Annotated in this window: 15 protein-coding genes; 7 read left to right on the top strand and 8 right to left on the bottom strand. The window is 73.3% G+C overall.

Annotation, left to right across the window (positions count from 1 at the left end; translation table 11 throughout):
• The first annotated feature begins 59 nt into the window (after window positions 1-59).
• Together ACFYNS_RS18330 and rbsD are read left to right on the top strand one after the other, a co-directional pair.
• Window positions 60-1,109: a ribokinase gene (locus ACFYNS_RS18330; protein ID WP_360300269.1), complete on the top strand. Its 1,050-nt coding sequence runs from the start codon at window positions 60-62 to the stop codon at window positions 1,107-1,109.
• Window positions 1,106-1,495, top strand: a complete 390-nt coding sequence (gene rbsD, locus ACFYNS_RS18325; RefSeq protein WP_360300266.1) for a D-ribose pyranase — start codon at window positions 1,106-1,108, stop codon at window positions 1,493-1,495. Before ACFYNS_RS18330 ends, rbsD begins: the two co-directional genes overlap by 4 nt.
• A gap of 182 nt (window positions 1,496-1,677) precedes the next feature.
• On the opposite strand, the gene ACFYNS_RS18320 is transcribed toward rbsD, so the two are convergent.
• The 3 genes from ACFYNS_RS18320 to ACFYNS_RS18310 are packed head-to-tail and all read right to left on the bottom strand — an operon-like array spanning window position 1,678 to window position 4,972.
• The gene (locus ACFYNS_RS18320) at window positions 1,678-2,529 is read right to left on the bottom strand and encodes a sugar phosphate isomerase/epimerase family protein (protein ID WP_360300263.1); all 852 of its coding nucleotides are present in this window, start codon (window positions 2,527-2,529) and stop codon (window positions 1,678-1,680) included.
• Window positions 2,526-3,737: a dihydrodipicolinate synthase family protein gene (locus ACFYNS_RS18315; RefSeq protein WP_388603824.1), complete on the bottom strand. Its 1,212-nt coding sequence runs from the start codon at window positions 3,735-3,737 to the stop codon at window positions 2,526-2,528. The genes ACFYNS_RS18320 and ACFYNS_RS18315 overlap by 4 nt, the downstream gene beginning before the upstream one ends.
• The gene (locus tag ACFYNS_RS18310; protein WP_388603821.1) at window positions 3,734-4,972 is read right to left on the bottom strand and encodes a Gfo/Idh/MocA family protein; all 1,239 of its coding nucleotides are present in this window, start codon (window positions 4,970-4,972) and stop codon (window positions 3,734-3,736) included. Before ACFYNS_RS18310 ends, ACFYNS_RS18315 begins: the two co-directional genes overlap by 4 nt.
• Before the next feature lie 215 nt (window positions 4,973-5,187).
• On the opposite strand from ACFYNS_RS18310, the gene ACFYNS_RS18305 reads away from it, so the two are divergent.
• Window positions 5,188-6,405 (top strand): LacI family DNA-binding transcriptional regulator, encoded by a 1,218-nt coding sequence (locus ACFYNS_RS18305; RefSeq protein WP_388603818.1) that lies wholly within the window; start codon window positions 5,188-5,190, stop codon window positions 6,403-6,405.
• 148 nt (window positions 6,406-6,553) lie between these two features.
• Window positions 6,554-7,366 (top strand): sugar phosphate isomerase/epimerase family protein, encoded by an 813-nt coding sequence (locus ACFYNS_RS18300; protein ID WP_360300468.1) that lies wholly within the window; start codon window positions 6,554-6,556, stop codon window positions 7,364-7,366.
• A gap of 126 nt (window positions 7,367-7,492) precedes the next feature.
• On the opposite strand, the gene ACFYNS_RS18295 is transcribed toward ACFYNS_RS18300, so the two are convergent.
• Window positions 7,493-8,920: a S28 family serine protease gene (locus ACFYNS_RS18295; RefSeq protein WP_360300471.1), complete on the bottom strand. Its 1,428-nt coding sequence runs from the start codon at window positions 8,918-8,920 to the stop codon at window positions 7,493-7,495.
• Between the two features lie 157 nt (window positions 8,921-9,077).
• Here ACFYNS_RS18295 and ACFYNS_RS18290 point away from each other — a divergent pair, with 157 nt between their 5' ends.
• Both ACFYNS_RS18290 and ACFYNS_RS18285 read left to right on the top strand, forming a co-directional pair.
• Window positions 9,078-9,575: an NUDIX domain-containing protein gene (locus ACFYNS_RS18290; RefSeq protein ID WP_360300473.1), complete on the top strand. Its 498-nt coding sequence runs from the start codon at window positions 9,078-9,080 to the stop codon at window positions 9,573-9,575.
• 16 nt (window positions 9,576-9,591) lie between these two features.
• Window positions 9,592-9,819 (top strand): hypothetical protein, encoded by a 228-nt coding sequence (locus ACFYNS_RS18285; protein ID WP_360300476.1) that lies wholly within the window; start codon window positions 9,592-9,594, stop codon window positions 9,817-9,819.
• A gap of 90 nt (window positions 9,820-9,909) precedes the next feature.
• Here the strand turns inward: ACFYNS_RS18285 and ACFYNS_RS18280 are convergent, their stop codons facing one another.
• Both ACFYNS_RS18280 and speB read right to left on the bottom strand, forming a co-directional pair.
• Window positions 9,910-13,704, bottom strand: a complete 3,795-nt coding sequence (locus tag ACFYNS_RS18280; protein ID WP_360300479.1) for an ABC transporter ATP-binding protein — start codon at window positions 13,702-13,704, stop codon at window positions 9,910-9,912.
• 554 nt (window positions 13,705-14,258) lie between these two features.
• Window positions 14,259-15,251, bottom strand: a complete 993-nt coding sequence (gene speB, locus ACFYNS_RS18275) for an agmatinase (RefSeq protein WP_360300482.1) — start codon at window positions 15,249-15,251, stop codon at window positions 14,259-14,261.
• A 112-nt stretch (window positions 15,252-15,363) separates the two neighbouring features.
• Here speB and ACFYNS_RS18270 point away from each other — a divergent pair, with 112 nt between their 5' ends.
• Window positions 15,364-16,188, top strand: a complete 825-nt coding sequence (locus ACFYNS_RS18270) for a phosphatase (protein WP_360300485.1) — start codon at window positions 15,364-15,366, stop codon at window positions 16,186-16,188.
• Here ACFYNS_RS18270 and tesB read toward each other — a convergent pair.
• Together tesB and ACFYNS_RS18260 are read right to left on the bottom strand one after the other, a co-directional pair.
• The gene (tesB, locus tag ACFYNS_RS18265; RefSeq protein WP_360300488.1) at window positions 16,155-17,114 is read right to left on the bottom strand and encodes an acyl-CoA thioesterase II; all 960 of its coding nucleotides are present in this window, start codon (window positions 17,112-17,114) and stop codon (window positions 16,155-16,157) included. The genes ACFYNS_RS18270 and tesB overlap by 34 nt on opposite strands.
• 43 nt (window positions 17,115-17,157) lie before the next feature.
• Window positions 17,158-18,315 carry an acyl-CoA dehydrogenase family protein gene (locus tag ACFYNS_RS18260; RefSeq protein ID WP_388603814.1) on the bottom strand — a complete coding sequence of 386 codons (1,158 nt, stop codon included), beginning with the start codon at window positions 18,313-18,315 and terminating at the stop codon, window positions 17,158-17,160.
• Window positions 18,316-18,434: the final 119 nt, after the last annotated feature.

Raw genomic sequence — 18,434 nt, 5'->3', positions numbered from 1 at the left:
AGGCTGAACGGCCCGCCGCGGACACCCGCACCCGCGCGGGACGAGAAGGAGCACCCCGGATGCACGGATACGACCTGCTGGTCGTGGGTTCCGCCAACGCCGACCTGGTCATCGGCCTCGAACGCCGACCGGGCCCCGGTGAGACGGTGCTCGGGTCGGACATGGTGATCCACCCGGGCGGCAAGGGCGCGAACCAGGCGGCGGCAGCCGCCCGACTCGGTGCCCGCACCACCCTGCTCGCACGCGTCGGCGCCGACGCGTACGGCCGCATGCTGGCCGAGGCGCAGCGGGCGGCGGGTGCCGACCCGGCGGGGCTCCTGATGGGAGCGGCGGACGCGCCCGGCACGGTGGACAGCAGCGGCACCGGCGGTGCCGCCGAGGGCGAGGACGCTCCGACCGGCGTCGCCCTCATCACCGTGGACGCGGCCGGCGACAACAGCATCGTCGTCTCCCCCGGTGCCAACGCCCGCCTCACGCCCGACGACGTGGCAGCGGCGCGCGACCTCTTCGAGGCCGCCGCCGTCGTCTCCCTCCAACTGGAGATCCCGCTGGAGACGGTTGCCGCGGCGGCGCGATCCGCCGCCGAACACGGGGCACGGGTGGTGCTCAACCCCTCACCGCCCGCCCGGCTGCCGCAGGACGTGCTGGCACTGTGCGATCCGCTGGTGCTCAACGAGCACGAGGCGCGGCTGCTGCTGGCCGACGGGCAGTCGCCGGACTCGGCCCCGGGGCTGTCCCCGGGCTCGGATCCCGAGGAGTGGGCGGGTGCGCTCCTGGCGCTGGGCCCGCGCAGTGTCGTGGTCACCCTGGGCGCCGAGGGCGCGCTGGTGGCCGGCCCCGGAGTGGGCTCAGCCGCGGGCTCCGAGGGGGCGGACGGCACCGGCACGGTCCGGGTGACCAGTCCACGGGTGCGGGCCGTGGACACCACCGGCGCGGGCGACGCCTTCACCGGCGCGCTCGGCTGGCGGCTGGGCCGCGGCGACGGGCTGGTGGAAGCGGTGCGCTACGCGGTACGCGTCGGCGCCCTCGCGGTGACCCGCCCGGGTGCCCAGGAGTCCTACCCGAGCGCGGCGGATGTCGAGGCCGCCGGCCAGGAGAGCGCGGCATGAAGAAATCCGGGATCCTCAACCGCCACCTCAGCGGCGCCCTGGCCCGGCTCGGGCACACCGACCTGGTCGTGCTGTGCGATGTCGGCCTCCCCATCCCGGAGGGCCCCGAGGTGGTGGACCTGGCCTTCCGCGCCGGGGTGCCCGGCTTCGCCGAGGTGCTCGCCGGCCTCCTGGAGGAACTGGAGGTGGAGGGTGCCCGTGCCGCTGCAGAGGTGCGGCAGGCCAACCCCGAGTGCGGCGCACTGCTGGAGGGGCACTTCCCGGAGCTGGAACTGGTGCCGCACGAGGAGCTGAAGGCGCTGACCCGGCAGGCCCGGCTGGTGGTGCGCACCGGCGAGGCCAAGCCCTACGCGAACGTGGTGCTGCGCTGCGGCGTGCCGTTCTGACGCGGCAGGTGGACGTCTCGAGGGGCCCGGTCCGCGGACCGGGCCCCTCGCATCCCCCTGGGCCCCTGCTGCGGCCCCCGGGAGAGTGGGCAGGGGGATGAACCCGCGACTGTCCGAAAGGGGTGCACCGCGCCGGTGACAGCTGAGCCCGGACCCGGCGCCCGGTCGCGGTCCGCGCTGCGCTACAGGACGTACTGGAGGTACCGCGCCGCGGTCTCCCGCAGCACCTGGGTACCGTCCCGCTCCCACAGCGCCGGGTTGAAGATCTCCACCTCCACCGGGCCCCGGTAGCCCGCCGCGTCGGTCCACCCGCGGAAGGCCCGCAGATCGATCGCACCGTCCCCCAACTGGCCGCGCCCCAGCAGCACTCCCGCGGGCAGCGGGGTGATCCAGTCGGCGAGCTGGAGGAGCGCGATCCGGTGCTGCGCGCCGGCGTGTGCGAGCTGCCGCGGCACCCGCTCGTCCCACCACAAGTGGTAGGCGTCGGCCACGATCCCGACCTCCTCGGCGGGGAACCGTCCGGCGAGGTCGAGGGCCTGACCGAGGGTGGAGACCACGCACCGGTCCGCGGCGTACATCGGGTGCAGCGGTTCGAGTGCCAGCCGTACGCCGCGCTCCCGGGCGGCGGGGACGAGTTCGGCGAGCGCGTCGGCGACCCGTTCGCGCGCCGCCGCCAGGTCCCGCTCCCCCTCCGGCAGCCCGCCGGGGACCAGCACCAGCACACCGGTGCCCAGTTCGGCCGCCTCGTCGAGCGCCGCGCGGTTGTCGTCCAGCGCTGCGCGGCGCGCCGCGGGCTCCCGCGCGGTGAAGAAGCCGCCCCGGCACAGCGAGGTGACGGCCAGTCCGTGCCGCCGCATCAGGCGGGCCGCGGCGGCCGGACCGTGGGCCCGCACCGGCTCGCGCCACAGCCCGACGCCGCCGATGCCCAGCTCGGCCGCGCCGCGGGCCAGTTCGGGCAGCGAGAGCTGGCGCACGGTCTCCTGGTTCACCGAGAGCCGCGCCAGACCCTCCCTGGTGGTGCGTGCCCGGCTCACTGGACCACTCCCCCCAGCGCGAGCAGCTGCTTCATCCGGTGTTCGGCGCGCTCCGGGTCGGGGAAGAGGCCCAGCTCGTCCGCCAGTTCCCAGGCCCGCGCCAGATGCGGCAGCGAGCGCGCCGACTGGAGCCCGCCGACCATGGTGAAGTGCTCCTGGTGCCCGCAGAGCCAGGCGAGCAGCACCACACCGGTCTTGTAGTGGCGGGTCGGCGCCTGGAAGAGGTGCCGGGCCAGCGCGACGGTCGGGTCGAGCACCGCACGGAACCCCGCCGTGTCCCCCGCGTCCAGCAGTGCCGCAGCCTGCGCGGCGAACGGCGCCAGCGGATCGAAGACCCCCAGCAGTGCGTCGCTGTGGCCCGCGCGGTCGCCCTCGATCAGCTGCGGGTAGTGGAAGTCGTCCCCGGTGTAGCAGCGCACCCCGGCCGGCAGCCGCCGCCGCAGCGCCACTTCGCGGTCCGCGTCCAGCAGCGAGACCTTCACCCCGTCCACCTTCCCGGGGTGCGCCGCGACGATGCGCAGCAGGGTGCCGGCGGCCGCGTCCGGGTCGCGGCTGCCCCAGTAGCCCTCCAGCGCGGGGTCGAACGCGGGCCCCAGCCAGTGCAGCACGACCGGGGTGCTCACCTGGCGCAGCAGGCAGCCGTAGACGTGCTCGTAGTCCTCCGGACCGCGCGCGACGGCCGCCAGTCCGCGAGAGGCCAGCAGGACGGCCTGCGCGCCCGCCTCCTCGGTCAGCGCCAACTGCTCCTCGTAGGCGGCGACGACAGCGGCCGTCTGCGAGGCGGCGGCCGACCGGTCCCGGCCCGGTGCCCGGGGGTCCAGCAGATCGGTGCCCACACCGCAGACCAACTGCCCGCCGACCGCCTTCGCCTCGGCGGCCGTACGCCGGATCAGCTCGCCGGCTCCCGCCCGGTCCAGGCCCGCACCGCGCTGTGCGGTGTCCATGGCCTCGGCGGCCCCCAGCCCGTGGCTCCACAGGTGGTGCCGGAAGGCGAGGGTGGCGTCCCAGTCGAGCGCCGCGGGGCCGTCGGGCGGCACGTCGGCCAGCGGGTCGGCCACCACGTGGGCGGCGGCCAGGAGCCTGCGGGAGGTGGGCTGCGGCCAGGCCCCGGTGCCTTCCCGGTGGCGTCCGCGTACGGCGGGTGCGGGGACGCGGCGGGGTTCGCGGGTGCGGAGGCCCCCGGAGGCGGGGTCGGGCAGCCGGATCACAGCACCAGCTCCGGTACCTCGATGCGGCGGCCCTCCGCCGAGGAGGTGCGGGCCAGTTCGGCGAGCTGCACGCCGCGGGCGCCCGCGAGCAGGTCCCAGGGGCACGGCCCGGCGGCCTCCCTCCGGGCTCCGCCGTCACCCCCGTCACCGCCGTGGTCGCCGTCCCCGCCCGGACCGGTGCCGTCCCGGTCGGCGACGCGGCGCAGGAAGAGCTCCCATTGGGCCTTGAAGCCGTTGGTGGCCTCGTCCCCGTCGTTGTCGGGCACCTCCTGCCACTGGTCGCGGAAGCGCTCGGCGGCGGGCAGATCCGGGTTCCACACCGGTCTGGGGGTGCCGGCCCGGTGCTGGTAGCGGCAGCCGCGCAGACCGGCGACGGCGGAGCCCTCGGTGCCGTCCACCTGGAACTCGACCAGTTCGTCGCGGTGCACCCGCACCGCCCAGGAGGAGTTGATCTGGGCGACCGTGCCGCCCTCCAGGGTGAAGATGCCGTACGCGGCATCGTCCGCCGTGGCCCGGTAGGGCTCGCCCCGCTCGTCCCAGCGGTGCGGAAGGTGGGTGGCCAGGTGGGCCTGGACGGAGGTGACCCGGCCGAAGAGGTTGTGCAGCACGTACTCCCAGTGCGGGAACATGTCACTGACGATGCCGCCGCCGTCCTGGGCGCGGTAGTTCCACGAGGGCCGCTGGGCGCTCTGCCAGTCGCCCTCGAAGACCCAGTAGCCGAACTCGCCGCGCACCGAGAGCACCCGGCCGAAGAAGCCGCCCCTGACCAGCCGGGCGAGCTTGCGCAGTCCGGGCAGGAAGAGCTTGTCCTGGACGACGCCGTGCTCGACTCCCGCCCGGGCCGCCGCCCTGGCCAGCTCCAGGGCGCCGTCGAGCGAGGTGGCGGTGGGCTTCTCCGCGTAGACGTGCTTGCCGGCCGCGACGGCCTTGCGCAGGGCCGCGAGGCGCTCGGAGGTGATCTGTGCGTCGAAGTAGACGTCGATGCTGTCGTCCGCCAGCACCGCGTCCAGGTCGGTGGAGACGGCCCGCGGGTCCAGACCGTGCTGCTGCGCGAGGGAGCGGAGCGCGTCCTCCCTGCGGCCCACCAGGACGGGCTCGGGCCACAGCGTCCGGCCGCCGCCCAGGTCGAGTCCGCCCTCCTCGCGCAGCGCGAGCAGGGAGCGCACGAGGTGCTGGCGGTGACCCATCCGGCCGGTGACGCCGTTCATGGCGATGCGGATCGTCCTGCGTGACACGTGTACTCGTCTCCCTGCTGTCGCGGCGCCCGGTCCGGCGAGCGCGTCCGCGCGGTGGCATCGACACGTAGTAAGCGCTTTCTAGCGGCCAACGGCTCACGTTAGCTCCAGCAGCACTGCCCAGCAAGGGAGTTGGTCGCCGGCACGACGGCCGGCGGAGCGCATGGGAACATGTCGTCGACCCGGGGCGCGGCGGAGGAACGAGGGGCGGACGGATGGCAGTGACCCTGGCGGACGTCGCCGCACGCGCCGGTGTCTCCTCCGCGACCGTCTCCCGCGTGCTCAGCGGCGACTACCCCGTCGCGGGCGCCACCAGGAGCCGCGTGCTGCGCGCCGTGGCCGAGCTGGAGTACGTGGTGGACGGTCCCGCCAGCGCACTCGCCGCCGCCAGCTCCGACCTGCTGGGCATCCTCGTCAACGACATCGCCGACCCGTTCTTCGGCATCATCGCCGGAGCCGTGCAGGGCGAGCTGGACAGCGGTGCGGACGCCCCGGTGCCGCGCAAACTGGCCGTGGTCTGCAACACCGGCGGATCTCCCGAACGGGAGCTGAGCTACCTGACCCTGCTGCAGCGCCAGCGGGCGGCGGCGATCGTGCTGACCGGCGGAGCGGTCGAGGATCCGGCGCACCGCGCGTCCCTGGCCGCACGTCTGAGGCGGCTCGCCGCGGGCGGCACCCGGATCGTGCTGTGCGGCAGACCGCCGCTGGACCCCTCGGAGCCGACCGCGGACGCTGCTGCGATTCCGGAGCCGGCCGCGGAAGCTGCTGCGATTCGGGGGCCGGGCAGGGAAGCTGCTGCGATTCCGGGGCCGGACGGGCAGCCGCCCACGGCCGCGCGGGGCAGGGGCGCCCGGCGCGCGGCGCGCGGTGCCGTCCTGACCGTGGCCTTCGACAACCGCGACGGAGCGCACGCGCTCACCGCGCATCTGCTGGCGCTGGGCCACCGGCACATCGGCTACGTCGCCGGGCCTTCGGAACGGACCACCACCCGGCACCGGCTGGCGGGCCATCGGGCCGCGCTGGCGGCGCACGGGGCCGCCGGTCCGGACCGGGCGGAACGACTGACCGTGCACGCGGGCGGCTACGACCGATCCTGCGGCTACCGGGGCGCCGTCGAACTGCTGTGCAGGGCCCCGGAGACGACCGCCGTGCTGGCCGCCAACGACACGGTCGCGCTCGGCGTCTGCGCCGCCCTGCGGGACGCCGGGCTGCGCGTCCCGCAGGACGTGTCGGTGGCCGGTTTCGACGACCTGCCCTTCAGCGCCGACGCCGCGCCCGGACTGACCACCGTGCGGCTGCCGCTGCAGGAAGCCGGTGCCCGCGCAGGACAGCTCGCCCTGGGCACCCGGCCGGCCCCGCCGGGCGGGACGACGACCATGCCGCACGCACTGGTGGTCCGCGCCTCCACCGCTCCGCCCCGCGCCGGAGCGTGAGCCCCTCGCGGGCGCGTGAGCCCCTCGCGGGCGCGTGAGCCCCTCGCGGGCGCGGCAGGGTCGGAGCCGCCGCGTCCGTGCCCGCCCGCGCGCCGACACGGGCTCCCGGAGCCTTGCCGCGGGGAAGGGCATCTGGTCGGGTGAGCGCATGCGACTCGCGTTCTCCACACTCGGCGTGCCCGGCATGCCCGTCGACGAAGTGCTGCGGCTGGCAGCCGACTCGGGCTTCCACGGCGTCGAACTGCGCGCCCACCCGGAGGAACCTGTGCACCCCGGCCTCGACCGCGCCGCACGGCAGCGGGTGGCGGAGCAGTTCGCGGAGGCCGGTCTCGCGCCGCTGAGCGTCGCCGGATACCCGCGGATGGCCGAGAGCAGCGAGGACGCGCCGGTGCTGGAGGAGGTGCGCGCCCTGCTGGAGCTGGCCCACGATCTGGGGGCGCCGTACGCCCGGGTCTTCCCCGGCGGCGGCCCGGATGTCGCGGCGGGCGACGCGAACGCCGTGCGGCGGCTGCGGCAGGCTGCCGTCATCGCCGCCGATCTGGGAGTGCGGGTGCTGCTGGAGACGCACGACTCGCACGCCACCGGCGCGGACGTGACGCGGGTCCTGAGCGCGGTCGACCACCCGGGCGCCGGGGCCCTGTGGGATGTCATGCACACCTGGCGGGGCTGCGAGGACCCGGAGGAGACCTACCGGCTGCTCGCCCCGTATCTGGGCTATGTGCAGGTGAAGGACATCGCCTCGCGGGAGGACCCCGCGCCGCTGGCGCCCGGCGAGGGCGTGCTGCCGCTCACCGAGGTCGCGGACGTGCTGACCCGGGCGACGGACGCGCAGGCCGGCGCGGGCGTGGAGTGGCTGTGCTGGGAGTACGAGAAGCGCTGGTTCCCGCAGGCGCGTGAACTGCCGGCGCTGCTGCCCGGGGCCCGCGACCATCTGCTGGGCCTGCTGGCCGAAGCGGCCTGACCGGCCCGGTCGGGGCGTGGACCGCCCGGCTCCGGAGCGTGAACGGCCCGGGCGGCCGCGGACGGCCCGCCTGGCCGCGAGCGGCGGCGCCCCGCCGCGAGGGGGAGGGCGCCGCCGGCAGCCGCGTCAGGGACGCAGTTCCAGCGTGTGCTTCCGGGGTTTGTCCAGCTTCCTGTCGTACGACGTCAGGCGCTTGGGCTTCTTCTTGTCCGCGTCGTGGTCCAGTCCGGCGAACTCCAGCACCATCTTGGTGGCGGCGGCCCGGTCGTCGTCCTCGAGGGTGGCGATCCGCGCGCCGTGGTCCTGTCCGGGCGCCCAGAAGACGGCCGTGTCCTTGGTGTGCCGGCCGGGACGGAACGGCTCGGCGCCCCACGGGTCGTTCTCGCCGTAGATGTAGAGCATCTGCGAGGAGCGGTGGCGCACCCAGCGGTCGATGTCGCGCATCGCCCTGTCGTGCTTGTTGAACTCCACCGGGATACTGCGCGGCACATAGGTGCTCGGCACGTTCAGGCCCGGGTACTTGCGCACGTCGTCGAGGAGGGGCTCCTCGTAGTCGGGCGACCCCATCTGGGTGCCCGCCTGGTAGTAGTACGGCACGTAGGGAGTGATGCCCTGGTCGGTGCCTGCCGACCAGCCGCCGATCTCGTCGGCCCACTCGTAGAGCGTGTCCGTGGAGGCGTCGGTGGCGGGCACCTGGTCGCACTCGCTCTCCAGGTGGTACTGCCAGAAGCCCCAGACGAGGTCCTGCGCGACCAGTTCGAACGCCCGGTCGGCGCTGCCGGCCAGCTTGAAGGTGTAGTCGTTCTCCTTGGCCCACGCCTTGATGCGCGAGACCATCGCGCCGCGCCGCTCGAAGATCTCGTGCTGCGCGCCGTTGAGGCGGTCCCGGCACTCCTTGGAGCCGACGTTGCGGAAGAACCGGTAGTACGCGGAGTCCTCGTCGTTGCGGACGTCGTTGGGCGCCACATAGGGGACTGTCCCGTCCATGTCACGCGGATAGAAGCGGCGGTAGTACGTCGCGGTCATGCCGCCCTTGCTGCCGCCGGTCGCGATCCAGTTCTTGCGGTAGATCTTCTTGAGCGCCTGGTAGATGCGGTGCTGATCGCTGGCCGCCTGCCAGATGGTCAGCTTCGACCAGTCCTCGGGGTCGGGCCTGGAGGGCGTGAAGAACCGGTACTCCATGGAGACCTGGTTGCCGTCCGTCAACTGCGTCGGCTCACTGCGGCTGGGGTTGGTGTTGAGGTTGTAGCCGCTGGTGAAGAAGACCGTGGGCCGGTTCGTGTCCTTGTGCAGGATGGAGATGCGCTGTTTGAACGTGCCCTTCCAGGGACGTCGATGGTCCACCGGCTGTTCGTAGTTGAGCAGGAAGAAGCGGTATCCGTCGACGGGCTTCTCCTCGATGAGGCTCATCCCGGGCACCGCGAGGATGCGGTCCTTGATGTCCTTGCCGGCCGCGGGATCGGCCGCGGTGGCGGCCCCCGCCGAGGCACTGCCGACACTGAAGGTGCCTATCAGCACCACCAGAGACAGCAGCCATCTGAGCGTTTTACGCATTCACCCTCCCCTTACTACGTCAAAAGTCGTCGTGAACCTATCGGCGTCCGACCGGCTTTGCCAGACCCCGACACCGACCCGCTGTACGCATACGGGTGAACGAGCACCGCTCAGCGGTGCGAACCGCCCTGTCGGCGATCGCCGTTACGCTGCCGCCATGGACGACTCCCCGCTTCCCTCCCCGCCCGCACCGCTGGCCACCGGCCCGCGCGAGATGCGGCTGCTCTCCTTCCACACCGGACCCGAGGAGAGCCGCTTCCCGGACGCCCCGGTCGGCTACGTCCTGCTGGTCGTGCGGCACGCCGAGAAGCTGCTGATGGTGCACGTACGCAGCCGCGCCTGCTGGGAGCTGCCCGGCGGCGGGATCGAGGAGGGCGAGAGCCCGCGCGGCGCCGCCCTCCGTGAACTGCGCGAGGAGACCGGCCAGACGGTCGACCCGGCGGCCCTGCGCTTCGCCGGATTCGCACGCACCTCGCTGGGCCCCGAGCAGCGGGTGCTCTACGGCGCCGTCTTCACCGGCGAACTGGCCGAGGTGCTGCCCTTCACCCCGACCGAGGAGATCTCCGCGCTGCACTGGCGCAGCGGTTCGGAGCCGCTGCCCTACGGCCAGGTGCAGACGGTCGACGAATATCTGGTCGGCCTGTGCGACGCCTGAGACGTACTGTCGGCGCATGCCGCAGCCACACGGATTCACCTATGAGCAGCGCGGACCCGCGGGGACGGTGGTGATCAGCCACCGTGGCCACCCGGTCACCACGCTGCGCGACGGGCGGGCCCAGCGCTTCCTCCAGGAAGTGTCCGCGGGGGACGAGCAGTTGGTCATGGCCCGCTGGACGGGCAACTACAAGCGCGGCAACGAGCGCACCGCCCGGGCGCACCCGCGCAACCGCGGACGCTGACCGCTCCGGGCGAAGCGCTCGGTACCGGCGCCCGGTGCCGGGCCGGGCGAGCGGCGCCCACCCGGCCCCGCGGCGCCCGACCGCACGGGCTCAGACCACGGCGTGCTCGGAGCCGCCCGCCGTCTCCCCGGCGAAGGTCCGCCACAGCTCCGCGTAGCGCCCGCCGAGCGCCACCAGCTCCTCGTGGGTGCCGTCCTCGGCGATCCGCCCCTGGTCGAGGACGATCACGCGGTCGGCGCGCGCGGCCGTCGTCAGCCGGTGCGCCACCACCAGGGTGGTCCGTTCCCCGGCCAGCCGGTCGGTGGCCTGGTTGACCAGCGACTCGGTCGCCAGGTCGAGCGCCGCCGTCGCCTCGTCCAGCAGCAGGACCGCCGGGTCCACCAGTTCGGCCCGGGCCAGCGCGATCAGCTGCCGCTGTCCGGCCGAGAGATTGCGGCCCCGCTCGTCCACCTCGTGCAGATAGCCGCCCGACAGGGAGGCGATCATGTCGTGCGCACCGACCCCCCGGGCCGCCGCCTCCACCTCCGCGTCCGTCGCATCCATCCGCCCGTAGGCGATGGCGTCCCGCACGGTCCCGGGGAAGAGGTAGGGCTCCTGGGGCACCACGCCGATCCGGTGCCGGTAGCCGGTCAGATCGATGCCGCGCAGGTCCGCACCGTCCGCCAGGACGGCGCCCCGGGTCGGGTCGTAGAACCGCGCGACCAGCTTGACCAGGGTGGACTTTCCCGCGCCGGTCTCGCCCACGAAGGCGACCGTCTGCCCGGCCGGAATGGTCAGCCGGATGTCCGAGAGCGCCGCCTGCTGGTCCTGCGCGCCGGAGGGGTCCTCGGTGGCGTAGTGGAAGTGCACGTCCCGGAACTCGATCCCGCCACGCAGCGCGGTCATCTCCCGCGGTGAGGCGGCGACGGGCGTGCTGCTCTCCTCGCGCAGCAGCTCCTGGATGCGGCGCAGCGAGACGGCTGCCTGCTGATAGCCGTCGAAGACCTGCGAGAGCTGCTGCACCGGCGCGAAGAACAGCTCGATGTAGAGCAGGTAGGCCACCAGAGCCCCGGCCGTCAGGCTGTTGTCCTCGATCCGCCCGGCACCCACGACGAGCACCGCGGCGGTCGCCACGGCGGCCAGGAGCTGCACGAACGGGAAGTAGACCGAGATCAGCCACTGGCCGCGCACCCGCGCCCGGCGGTAGCCGTCGCTGCGGCGGGCGAACTGTTCGGCGCCGCGCTCCTCGCCGCGGAACGCCTGCACCATCCGCAACCCGGCGACCGACTCCTGCAGGTCGGCGTTGACCACGCTGACCCGCTCCCGGGCCAGTTCGTACGCCTTGACGCTCTGCCGGCGGAAGAAGTAGGTGCCGACGACCAGCAGCGGCAGCGTCGCGAAGACCACCAGCGCCAGTTGGACGTCGAGCACCAGCAGCGCGCCGAGGATGCCCAGGAAGGTGAAGAGCGACACGACAGCGGTGACCAGCCCGGTCTGCAGGAACGTGGAGAGCGCGTCGACGTCGGTCGTCATCCGGGTCATCACGGCGCCCGCCTGGTGCCGTTCGTAGTAGTCGAGGCCCAGTCGCTGCAGTTGCGCGAAGATCTTCACCCGCAGGGCGTACAGCACCCGCTCGCCGGTGCGTCCGGTCAGCAGCAGCGAGCCGGTCTGGGCGGCCCACTGGGCGACGACCACGGCCAGCGCCAGCCCGGAGGCGAACCAGACCGCGCCCAGCGCGCCCTTCTCCACCCCGTCGTCGATGCCGTGCCGGATCAGCACGGGCAGCACCAGCCCGAACCCGGCGTCCAGCGCGGCGAAGACCAGAGCGACCAGCAGGGCGGCGCCGAAGCCGCGCAGCAGGCGACGCAGCCCGTAGGAGTCCTCGCGCCGCTCCGCGCGCTCCTCGTCCACCTCGGGGAGGTCGTCGGCCGGGGGCAGCGCCGCCACTCTGGCGAGCAGTTCGGGGCTGCCGGGCAGGCCCGCGAGTTCGGTGCCGAAGGCTCCGGGCCGGCCGGCCTGCGCGGCGGCGGTTCCGCTGCCGCCGCCCGGCAGAGCGCCCTCGGTCCCCGGCTCCTGCTCGCGCACCCACAGCTCGGGGGTCACCCCGTCGACGGTGTCGTGCGCGTCGTGCACGGCCATGCCGGCCGGGTCGCGCTCCACGTCGCCGAGTTCGTCCGGGTCGGTCAGCAGCCGCCGGTAGAGGGCGCAGCGCTCGACCAGTTCCTCGTGGGTGCCGATGTCGGCCAGCCGGCCGCCGTCCAGTACGGCGATCCGGTCGGCCAGCGCCAGGGTGGACTGCCGGTGGGCGATCAGCAGCGTCGTACGGCCGGCCATCACCTCGCGCAGCGCCTCGTGGATCTCGTGCTCCACGCGCGCGTCCACGGCCGAGGTGGCGTCGTCCAGGAGCAGCAGGCGCGGGTCGGTCAGCAGGGCGCGGGCGAGCGCGATGCGCTGCCGCTGGCCGCCGGAGAGGGTCAGTCCCTGTTCGCCGACGGTGGTCTCGTAGCCGTCCGGCAGCTCCTTGACGAACCGGTCGGCCTGGGCTGCCCGGGCTGCGGCGCGGATCTCCTCGTCGGTGGCGTCGGGGGCGCCGTAGGCGATGTTCTCCCGGAGGGAGGAGGAGAACAGGAAGGGGTTCTCGGGGACGAGCCCGATGGCGGAGCGCAGCGAGTCCAGGGTCAGCTCGCGCACGTCCTGCCCGCCCACGCGCACCGCGCCGCCGGTCACGTCGTAGTAGCGCGGCAGCAGCATGGAGACGGTGGACTTGCCGCTGCCGCTGGCCCCCACCAGGGCGACCGTCTCGCCGGGTTCGATGCGCAGGCTGAAGCCGTCCAGCACGGGGGTGTCCGCCGCGTAGCCGAAGCTGACGTCCTCGAACTCGACGGAGGCGTCCGCGGACGCGGGCAGATCGCGGGCGTGCGGGCTCTCGGCCATCTGCGGTTCGGTGTCGATCAGGTCGTAGACCCGCTCGACGCCCGCCCTGGCCTGCTGTCCGACGGTGAGCATCATGGCCAGCATCCGGACCGGGCCGACCAGCTGGGCCAGGTAGGTGGAGAAGGCGACGAAGGTGCCCAGCGTGATCTCGCCGCGGGTGGCCATCCAGCCGCCGAGCGCGAGCATGGCGACCTGGCCGAGCGAGGGTACGGACTGCAGAGCCGGGGTGTAGCGCGCGTTGAGGCGCACCGTGCGCAGCCGGCCCGCGAACAGCTTCCGGCTGACGGCCCGGAGCTTCCCGGTCTCCTGCGCCTCCTGGCCGAAGCCCTTGACCACGCGGACGCCGCTGACCGAGCCGTCCACCACCGAGGCGACCGCTCCGGCCTGCTGCTGCGCGTACCAGGTGGCGGGGAAGAGCCGCTTGCGGCTCAGGTCGGCGACCCACCACAGCAGCGGGAAGACCGCGATCGACACCAGGGTCAGCAGGGGCGAGAGGAGCAGCATCACGACGAGCGCCACCAGGAACAGCAGCACGTTGCCGATCATCATCGGCAGCATGAACAGCAGGCTCTGCACGAGCTGGAGGTCGCTGGTGCCGCGGCCGACCACCTGACCGGTGGACAGCTCGTCCTGACTGCGGCCGTCCAGCCGGACGATCGAGCGGTACATCTCGGTGCGCAGGTCGTGCTGGACGTCCAGCGCGAGCCGCCCGCCGTAGTAGCGGCGGGCGTAGGTCAGCACGTAGATGACGGCTGCCGCGGCGACGAGCAGTCCGATCCAGGCCCACAGGCCGTCCTGTCCGCCGACCACCACGTCATCGATGATGACCTTGGTCAGCAGCGGGACGAGCGCCATGACGGCCATGCCGCCGAGCGAGGCGCCCAGCGCGAGCACCACCGCACGCCTGTACCGCCAGCAGTACCCGGCCAGCCGCCGGGCCCAGCCCGGCGTACCCGCACTCTCCTCCGTCACCGCGTCCCCAGTCCCTTCACGTCGGCCTGCGCCCTACCGTTCCTGCCGAGTGCCCAACATCGGGAGAGCGGGCTTTCATTCCGGACCGCGCCGGGGCGGGGGGAAACCGGGTGCCGGTGGGGGACGAAGGGGGGGTCGGGAGGGGACGAAGAGTGGCCGAAGGCGGCCAGGTGAGCGCGTGGCTCCACCATGGCCGCCCCGGCCACCCGACGGCGCGTCCCTGGGTGCGTGCGGGCCGGCACCCCCCACGAGGCCAGCTCCGCGACCGCTCCGCGCCGTCTTCCCGCGGGATCGCTTGTGCAGTCTGTCGATAACTTCTACGAAATGCACATCGACCGATCAAATTCAGTAACGTCCCGTATTAAACCAGTGGCGCTCCGTGACTGAGCGGATGTTTTCCGGCACCCCGTCAAGCCCCCGCCGACCTGGACCGTTCGGCGTCCCGAACGGGTGCGGTCCGCCCGCCGGGCGCGGCGACCGTCCGCACACGTACGAAGGGCCGGAGGGGCCGCGCCCGCAACACGGCCGGAACCCACTCATCCGGGACGCTTCCCTCAGCCGCGAGCGGCCGCGATCTGCCGCGTCATCAGCGTCGTCAGCTCGTACGCCGTGTGGGAAGCCGCGACCGACGTGATCTCCGCGTGGTCGTAGGCGGGAGCGACCTCCACCAGGTCGGCCGAGACGAGATGGCAGTCGGACAGCCCGCGCAGGATCTCCAGCAGCTCCCGCGAGGTGATCCCGCCCGCCTCCGGCGTGCCCGTACCCGGAGCGTGCGCCGGATCGAGCACATCGATGTCCACCGACACATACAGCGGGCGGGAGCCGATGCGCTGCCGGAGCTGGTCGGTCACCTCGTCCACCCCCCGGCGCATCACGTCGGCGGAGGTGACGATGCCGAAGCCCATCTTCGCGTCGTCGTCCAGGTCGCGCTTCCCGTACAGCGGCCCCCTGGTGCCCACGTGGGAGAGCGCCGAGGTGTCCAGCAGCCCCTCCTCGGCCGCCCGCCGGAAGGGAGTGCCGTGCGTGTAGGCGGCGCCGAAGTAGGTGTCCCAGGTGTCCAGGTGCGCGTCGAAGTGCAGCAGCGCGACGGGGCCGTGCTTGCGCGCCATCGCCCGCAGCAGCGGCAGGGCGATGGTGTGGTCGCCGCCGAGCGTCATCAGCCGGGCGCCGGAGTCCAGCAGGGAGCCCGCCGCCTCCTCCACCGTCTCGACGGCCTCGCCGATGTCGAACGGGTTGACGGCGATGTCCCCGGCGTCCGCGACCTGCGCCAGCGCGAACGGCGAGGCGTCCTGTGCCGGGTTGTAGGGCCGCAGCAGCCGGGACGCCTCCCGGATCGCGTTGCCGCCGAAGCGGGCACCCGGCCGGTAGGAGACACCGGTGTCGAAGGGGACGCCGACCACGGCGACGTCGGCACGGCCGCCCGTCTCGTCGATCCGCGGCAGCCGCGCGAAGGTCGCCGGACCGGCGTAGCGGGGAACCCGCGAGGAGTCGACGGGGCCGCGGGGGGTCGGAGCGCTGTCGGGAGTGGGTATGTCGCTGCTGGTCATACCGTCGAGCCTAGGCGGAATACGCCCGTCCGCCGTTGGACGGTCCGCAGGAGCCCTCCCCGCCTTTTGGACACTCCGTCCATCGAGCGACAGTACGAGCCACAATGGGTACATGTCGCAGCCGCTCTCGCCCGTGCCCCTGGCCCTGCCGCTTCCCCCGGCGCCCTCCCGTGCCGAGCTGACCAGCCACCTGGTGCGCGCCCGGATCGCGGGGGACGTCGCCACGCCGCGGGAGAACAACCTCTCCCACTACCGCAAGCTCGCCAACGGCGACCGCCACTACTGGCTCGGCCTGGAACTGGGCGAGCGCTGGGCGGACGAGCAGGACGTCCTCGCGGTGATGGCCGAGCGCTGCGGCGTCAACGACGACCCGGACTACCGCAGCGGCCAGGACACCATCGACCCGGAGCTGACCGTGGCGGCCCTGGACCGGGCCGCCGCCGAACTCCGCAAGGCGGCGGAGGCACGCGCCCGGGTGCTGTTCGCCACCGGGCACCCCGGTGCCCTGCTGGACATGCACGGCACCCTCGCCACCGCGCTGCGCGCCGCCGGCTGCGACATCGTCCGCACCCCGCTGCGGGTCTTCGCCGACGAGGGCGTCATCGTCCAGTTCCAGGGCGTCGCCGTCTACGAACGGGGCGCCTCCCTGTGGCACACGCACTCCCCCCAGCCGATGGCGGGCGTGCTGCTGGGCCTGGAGCAGGCCGGCGAACCGCTGCCCGACCTGGTCGTGGCCGACCACGGCTGGGCGGGCCGGGCCGCACAACAGGGGCTGACCACCGTCGGATTCGCCGACTGCAACGACCCCGCACTCTTCCTGGGCGAGGCGGAGGGCACGCTGGAGGTCGCCGTACCCCTGGACGACCACGTGGTCGACCCGCGCTACTACGAGCCGATGACCGCCTACCTGCTGTCCGCCGCGGGGCTCGCGGGCTGATCCGCCGCCTGCCCCACCGCGGCACCCGGCGCCTCCGCACGCCGCGCCCGGGGAACCCGGACGACGCCCTCCTGGATGACGGAGACGACCAGCCGCCCGTCCCGGGTGAAGATCCGCCCCTTGCCGAGCCCCCGGCCGCCCTGCGCCGTGGGCGACTCCTGGTCGTAGAGCAGCCACTCGTCCGCGCGGAACGGGCGGTGGAACCACATCGCGTGGTCCAGGGAGGCCCCGACCACGTCACCGACGGCCCAACCGCCCCGGCCGTGCGCGAGCAGCACGGAGTCCAGCAGCGTCATGTCCGAGACATAGGTCGCCAGGCAGATGTGCAGCATCGGGTCGTCCAGCTCGCCGTCCAGCTTCCCGTTGGTGCGGAACCACACCTGGGAGCGCGGCTCGCTCCGGCTGCCGACCCGGGCGAACGGCGGCTCCTCGACGTACCGCAGATCGACGGCGGCCCGCGCCCGCAGCAGGCGCTCGGGCACCTGCGGGTCGACGAACAGCTCCCGGTAGCGCGGCACCTTCTCCTCCGCGGTCGGCAGCGTCTCCGGATCCGGCGCCGAGGGCATCGGCTCCTGGTGCTCCATCCCCTCCTCGTGCGTCTGGAACGAAGCGGACAGATGGAAGATCGGCTGCCCGTGCTGCACCGCCACCACCCGGCGCGTGGTGAAGGAGCGGCCGTCGCGTATCCGGTCCACGGTGTAGACGATGTGCGCCCCGGGGTCCCCCGGGCGCAGGAAGTACGCGTGCAGGGAGTGCGGCAGCCGCCCGGCAGGGACGGTGCGGCAGGCGGCGACCAGCGCCTGCGCCGCGACCTGCCCGCCGAAGACCCGGGGCACCAGGGAGGCGCGGCTGCCGCCCCGGAAGATGTCCTGCTCGATCCGCTCCAGGTCGAGCAGATCGAGCAGGTCGGTCAGTTCCTGGCTCATGTCGCTGCGGCCGCCCGGTGGAGCCGTGCCGGGGCCGGGCCGCTCACAGGCCCATCGACTTCGCGACGATGGAACGCATGACCTCGCTGGTGCCGCCGTAGATGCGCGAGACGCGGGTGTCGGCGTACAGGTTGGCGATCGGGTACTCCAGCATGTAGCCGTACCCACCGTGCAGCTGGAGGCACTTGTCGATGACCCGGGCCGCGGTCTCGGTGGTGAACAGCTTGGCCGAGGCGGCGTCCGCGGGGGTCAGCTCACCCGCGTCCAGCGCCTCCAGCGCGCGGTCCACGACGGCCTGCATCGCGTCCACGTCGGACTTGCAGTCGGCGAGCACGAACTTGGTGTTCTGGAAGGAGGCCACCTCCTTGCCGAAGACCGTCCGCTCCTTGACGTACTCGTGGGCGAAGCGCACCGCCGCCGACGACATCGCGTAGGCGCCCAGCGCGATGCCCAGCCGCTCCTGGGGCAGGTTGTGGGTGAGGTAGGAGAACGCCTTGCCCTCCTCGCCCAGCAGGTCCTCGACCGGCACCTTGACGTCGGTGAAGGACAGCTCGGCGGTGTCGGAGGAGCGCAGCCCGAGCTTCTCCAGCTTGCGGCCGACCGCGTAGCCCTCGCTCCCGGCGTCCACCACGAGGATGGAGATGCCGCCGCGCCGGTCGGCCGGGTCCGGGGCAGCGGTGCGGGCGCAGACCAGCACCCGGTCGGCCTGGACACCGCCGGTGATGAAGGTCTTGGCGCCGTTGAGGATGTAGTGCGTGCCGTCCTCGGACAGCTTGGCGGTGGTCTTCATCCCCGCCAGGTCCGAACCGGTGCCCGGCTCGGTCATGGCGATCGCGGTCATCATCTCGCCGGAGACGAAGGCGGGGAGCCAGCGCTTCTTCTGCTCCTCGGAGCCGTACTTGAGCAGATAGGGGAGGCAGAGCGCGGTGTGCACACTGGAGCCGCCGAAGCTGACCCCGGCGCGGGCGCACTCCTCGGTGATCACCGCGTTGTACTTGAAGCTCGTCTCCCCCGCACCGCCGTACTCCTCGGGGACCTCGATGCCGAAGACGCCCAGCTCGCCGAGCTTCTTGTAGAAGTCCTTGGGGACGTAGCCCTGCTCGGCCCACTGCGGGTAGTGGGGCACGACCTCCGCCGCGATGAAGTCGCGGATCGTCCGGCGGAACGCTTCGTGGTCCTCGTTGAACACCGTGCGGCGCACAGCACGCCTCCTCGTCGCCTCGGCATGGCTAAGCGCTTGCTCAGCCTACACACGTCAAAGCTACCGAGCAGTCACCTCAGCTGTCCAGGGCGAACAGGGACGGGAGCGGGTCCGCGACC

The organism is Streptomyces sp. NPDC006925 (assembly GCF_042869575.1).
Taxonomy (GTDB): Bacteria; Actinomycetota; Actinomycetes; order Streptomycetales; family Streptomycetaceae; genus Streptomyces.
The sequence above is the reverse complement of the archived record's forward strand: the minus strand, read 5'-3'. Positions and strand labels throughout refer to the sequence as shown.

Bases quoted from the DNA above. Each gene is read 5' to 3' on its own strand.
- ACFYNS_RS18330 (WP_360300269.1), top strand. From the start codon at position 60: ATGCACGGATACGACCTGCTGGTCGTGGGTTCCGCCAACGCCGACCTG.
- rbsD (WP_360300266.1), top strand. From the start codon at position 1,106: ATGAAGAAATCCGGGATCCTCAACCGCCACCTCAGCGGCGCCCTGGCC.
- ACFYNS_RS18285 (WP_360300476.1), top strand. From the start codon at position 9,592: ATGCCGCAGCCACACGGATTCACCTATGAGCAGCGCGGACCCGCGGGG.
- ACFYNS_RS18300 (WP_360300468.1), top strand. From the start codon at position 6,554: ATGCGACTCGCGTTCTCCACACTCGGCGTGCCCGGCATGCCCGTCGAC.
- ACFYNS_RS18295 (WP_360300471.1), bottom strand. From the start codon at position 8,920: ATGCGTAAAACGCTCAGATGGCTGCTGTCTCTGGTGGTGCTGATAGGC.
- ACFYNS_RS18270 (WP_360300485.1), top strand. From the start codon at position 15,364: ATGTCGCAGCCGCTCTCGCCCGTGCCCCTGGCCCTGCCGCTTCCCCCG.
- speB (WP_360300482.1), bottom strand. From the start codon at position 15,251: ATGACCAGCAGCGACATACCCACTCCCGACAGCGCTCCGACCCCCCGC.
- ACFYNS_RS18290 (WP_360300473.1), top strand. From the start codon at position 9,078: ATGGACGACTCCCCGCTTCCCTCCCCGCCCGCACCGCTGGCCACCGGC.
- tesB (WP_360300488.1), bottom strand. From the start codon at position 17,114: ATGAGCCAGGAACTGACCGACCTGCTCGATCTGCTCGACCTGGAGCGG.
- ACFYNS_RS18305 (WP_388603818.1), top strand. From the start codon at position 5,188: ATGGCAGTGACCCTGGCGGACGTCGCCGCACGCGCCGGTGTCTCCTCC.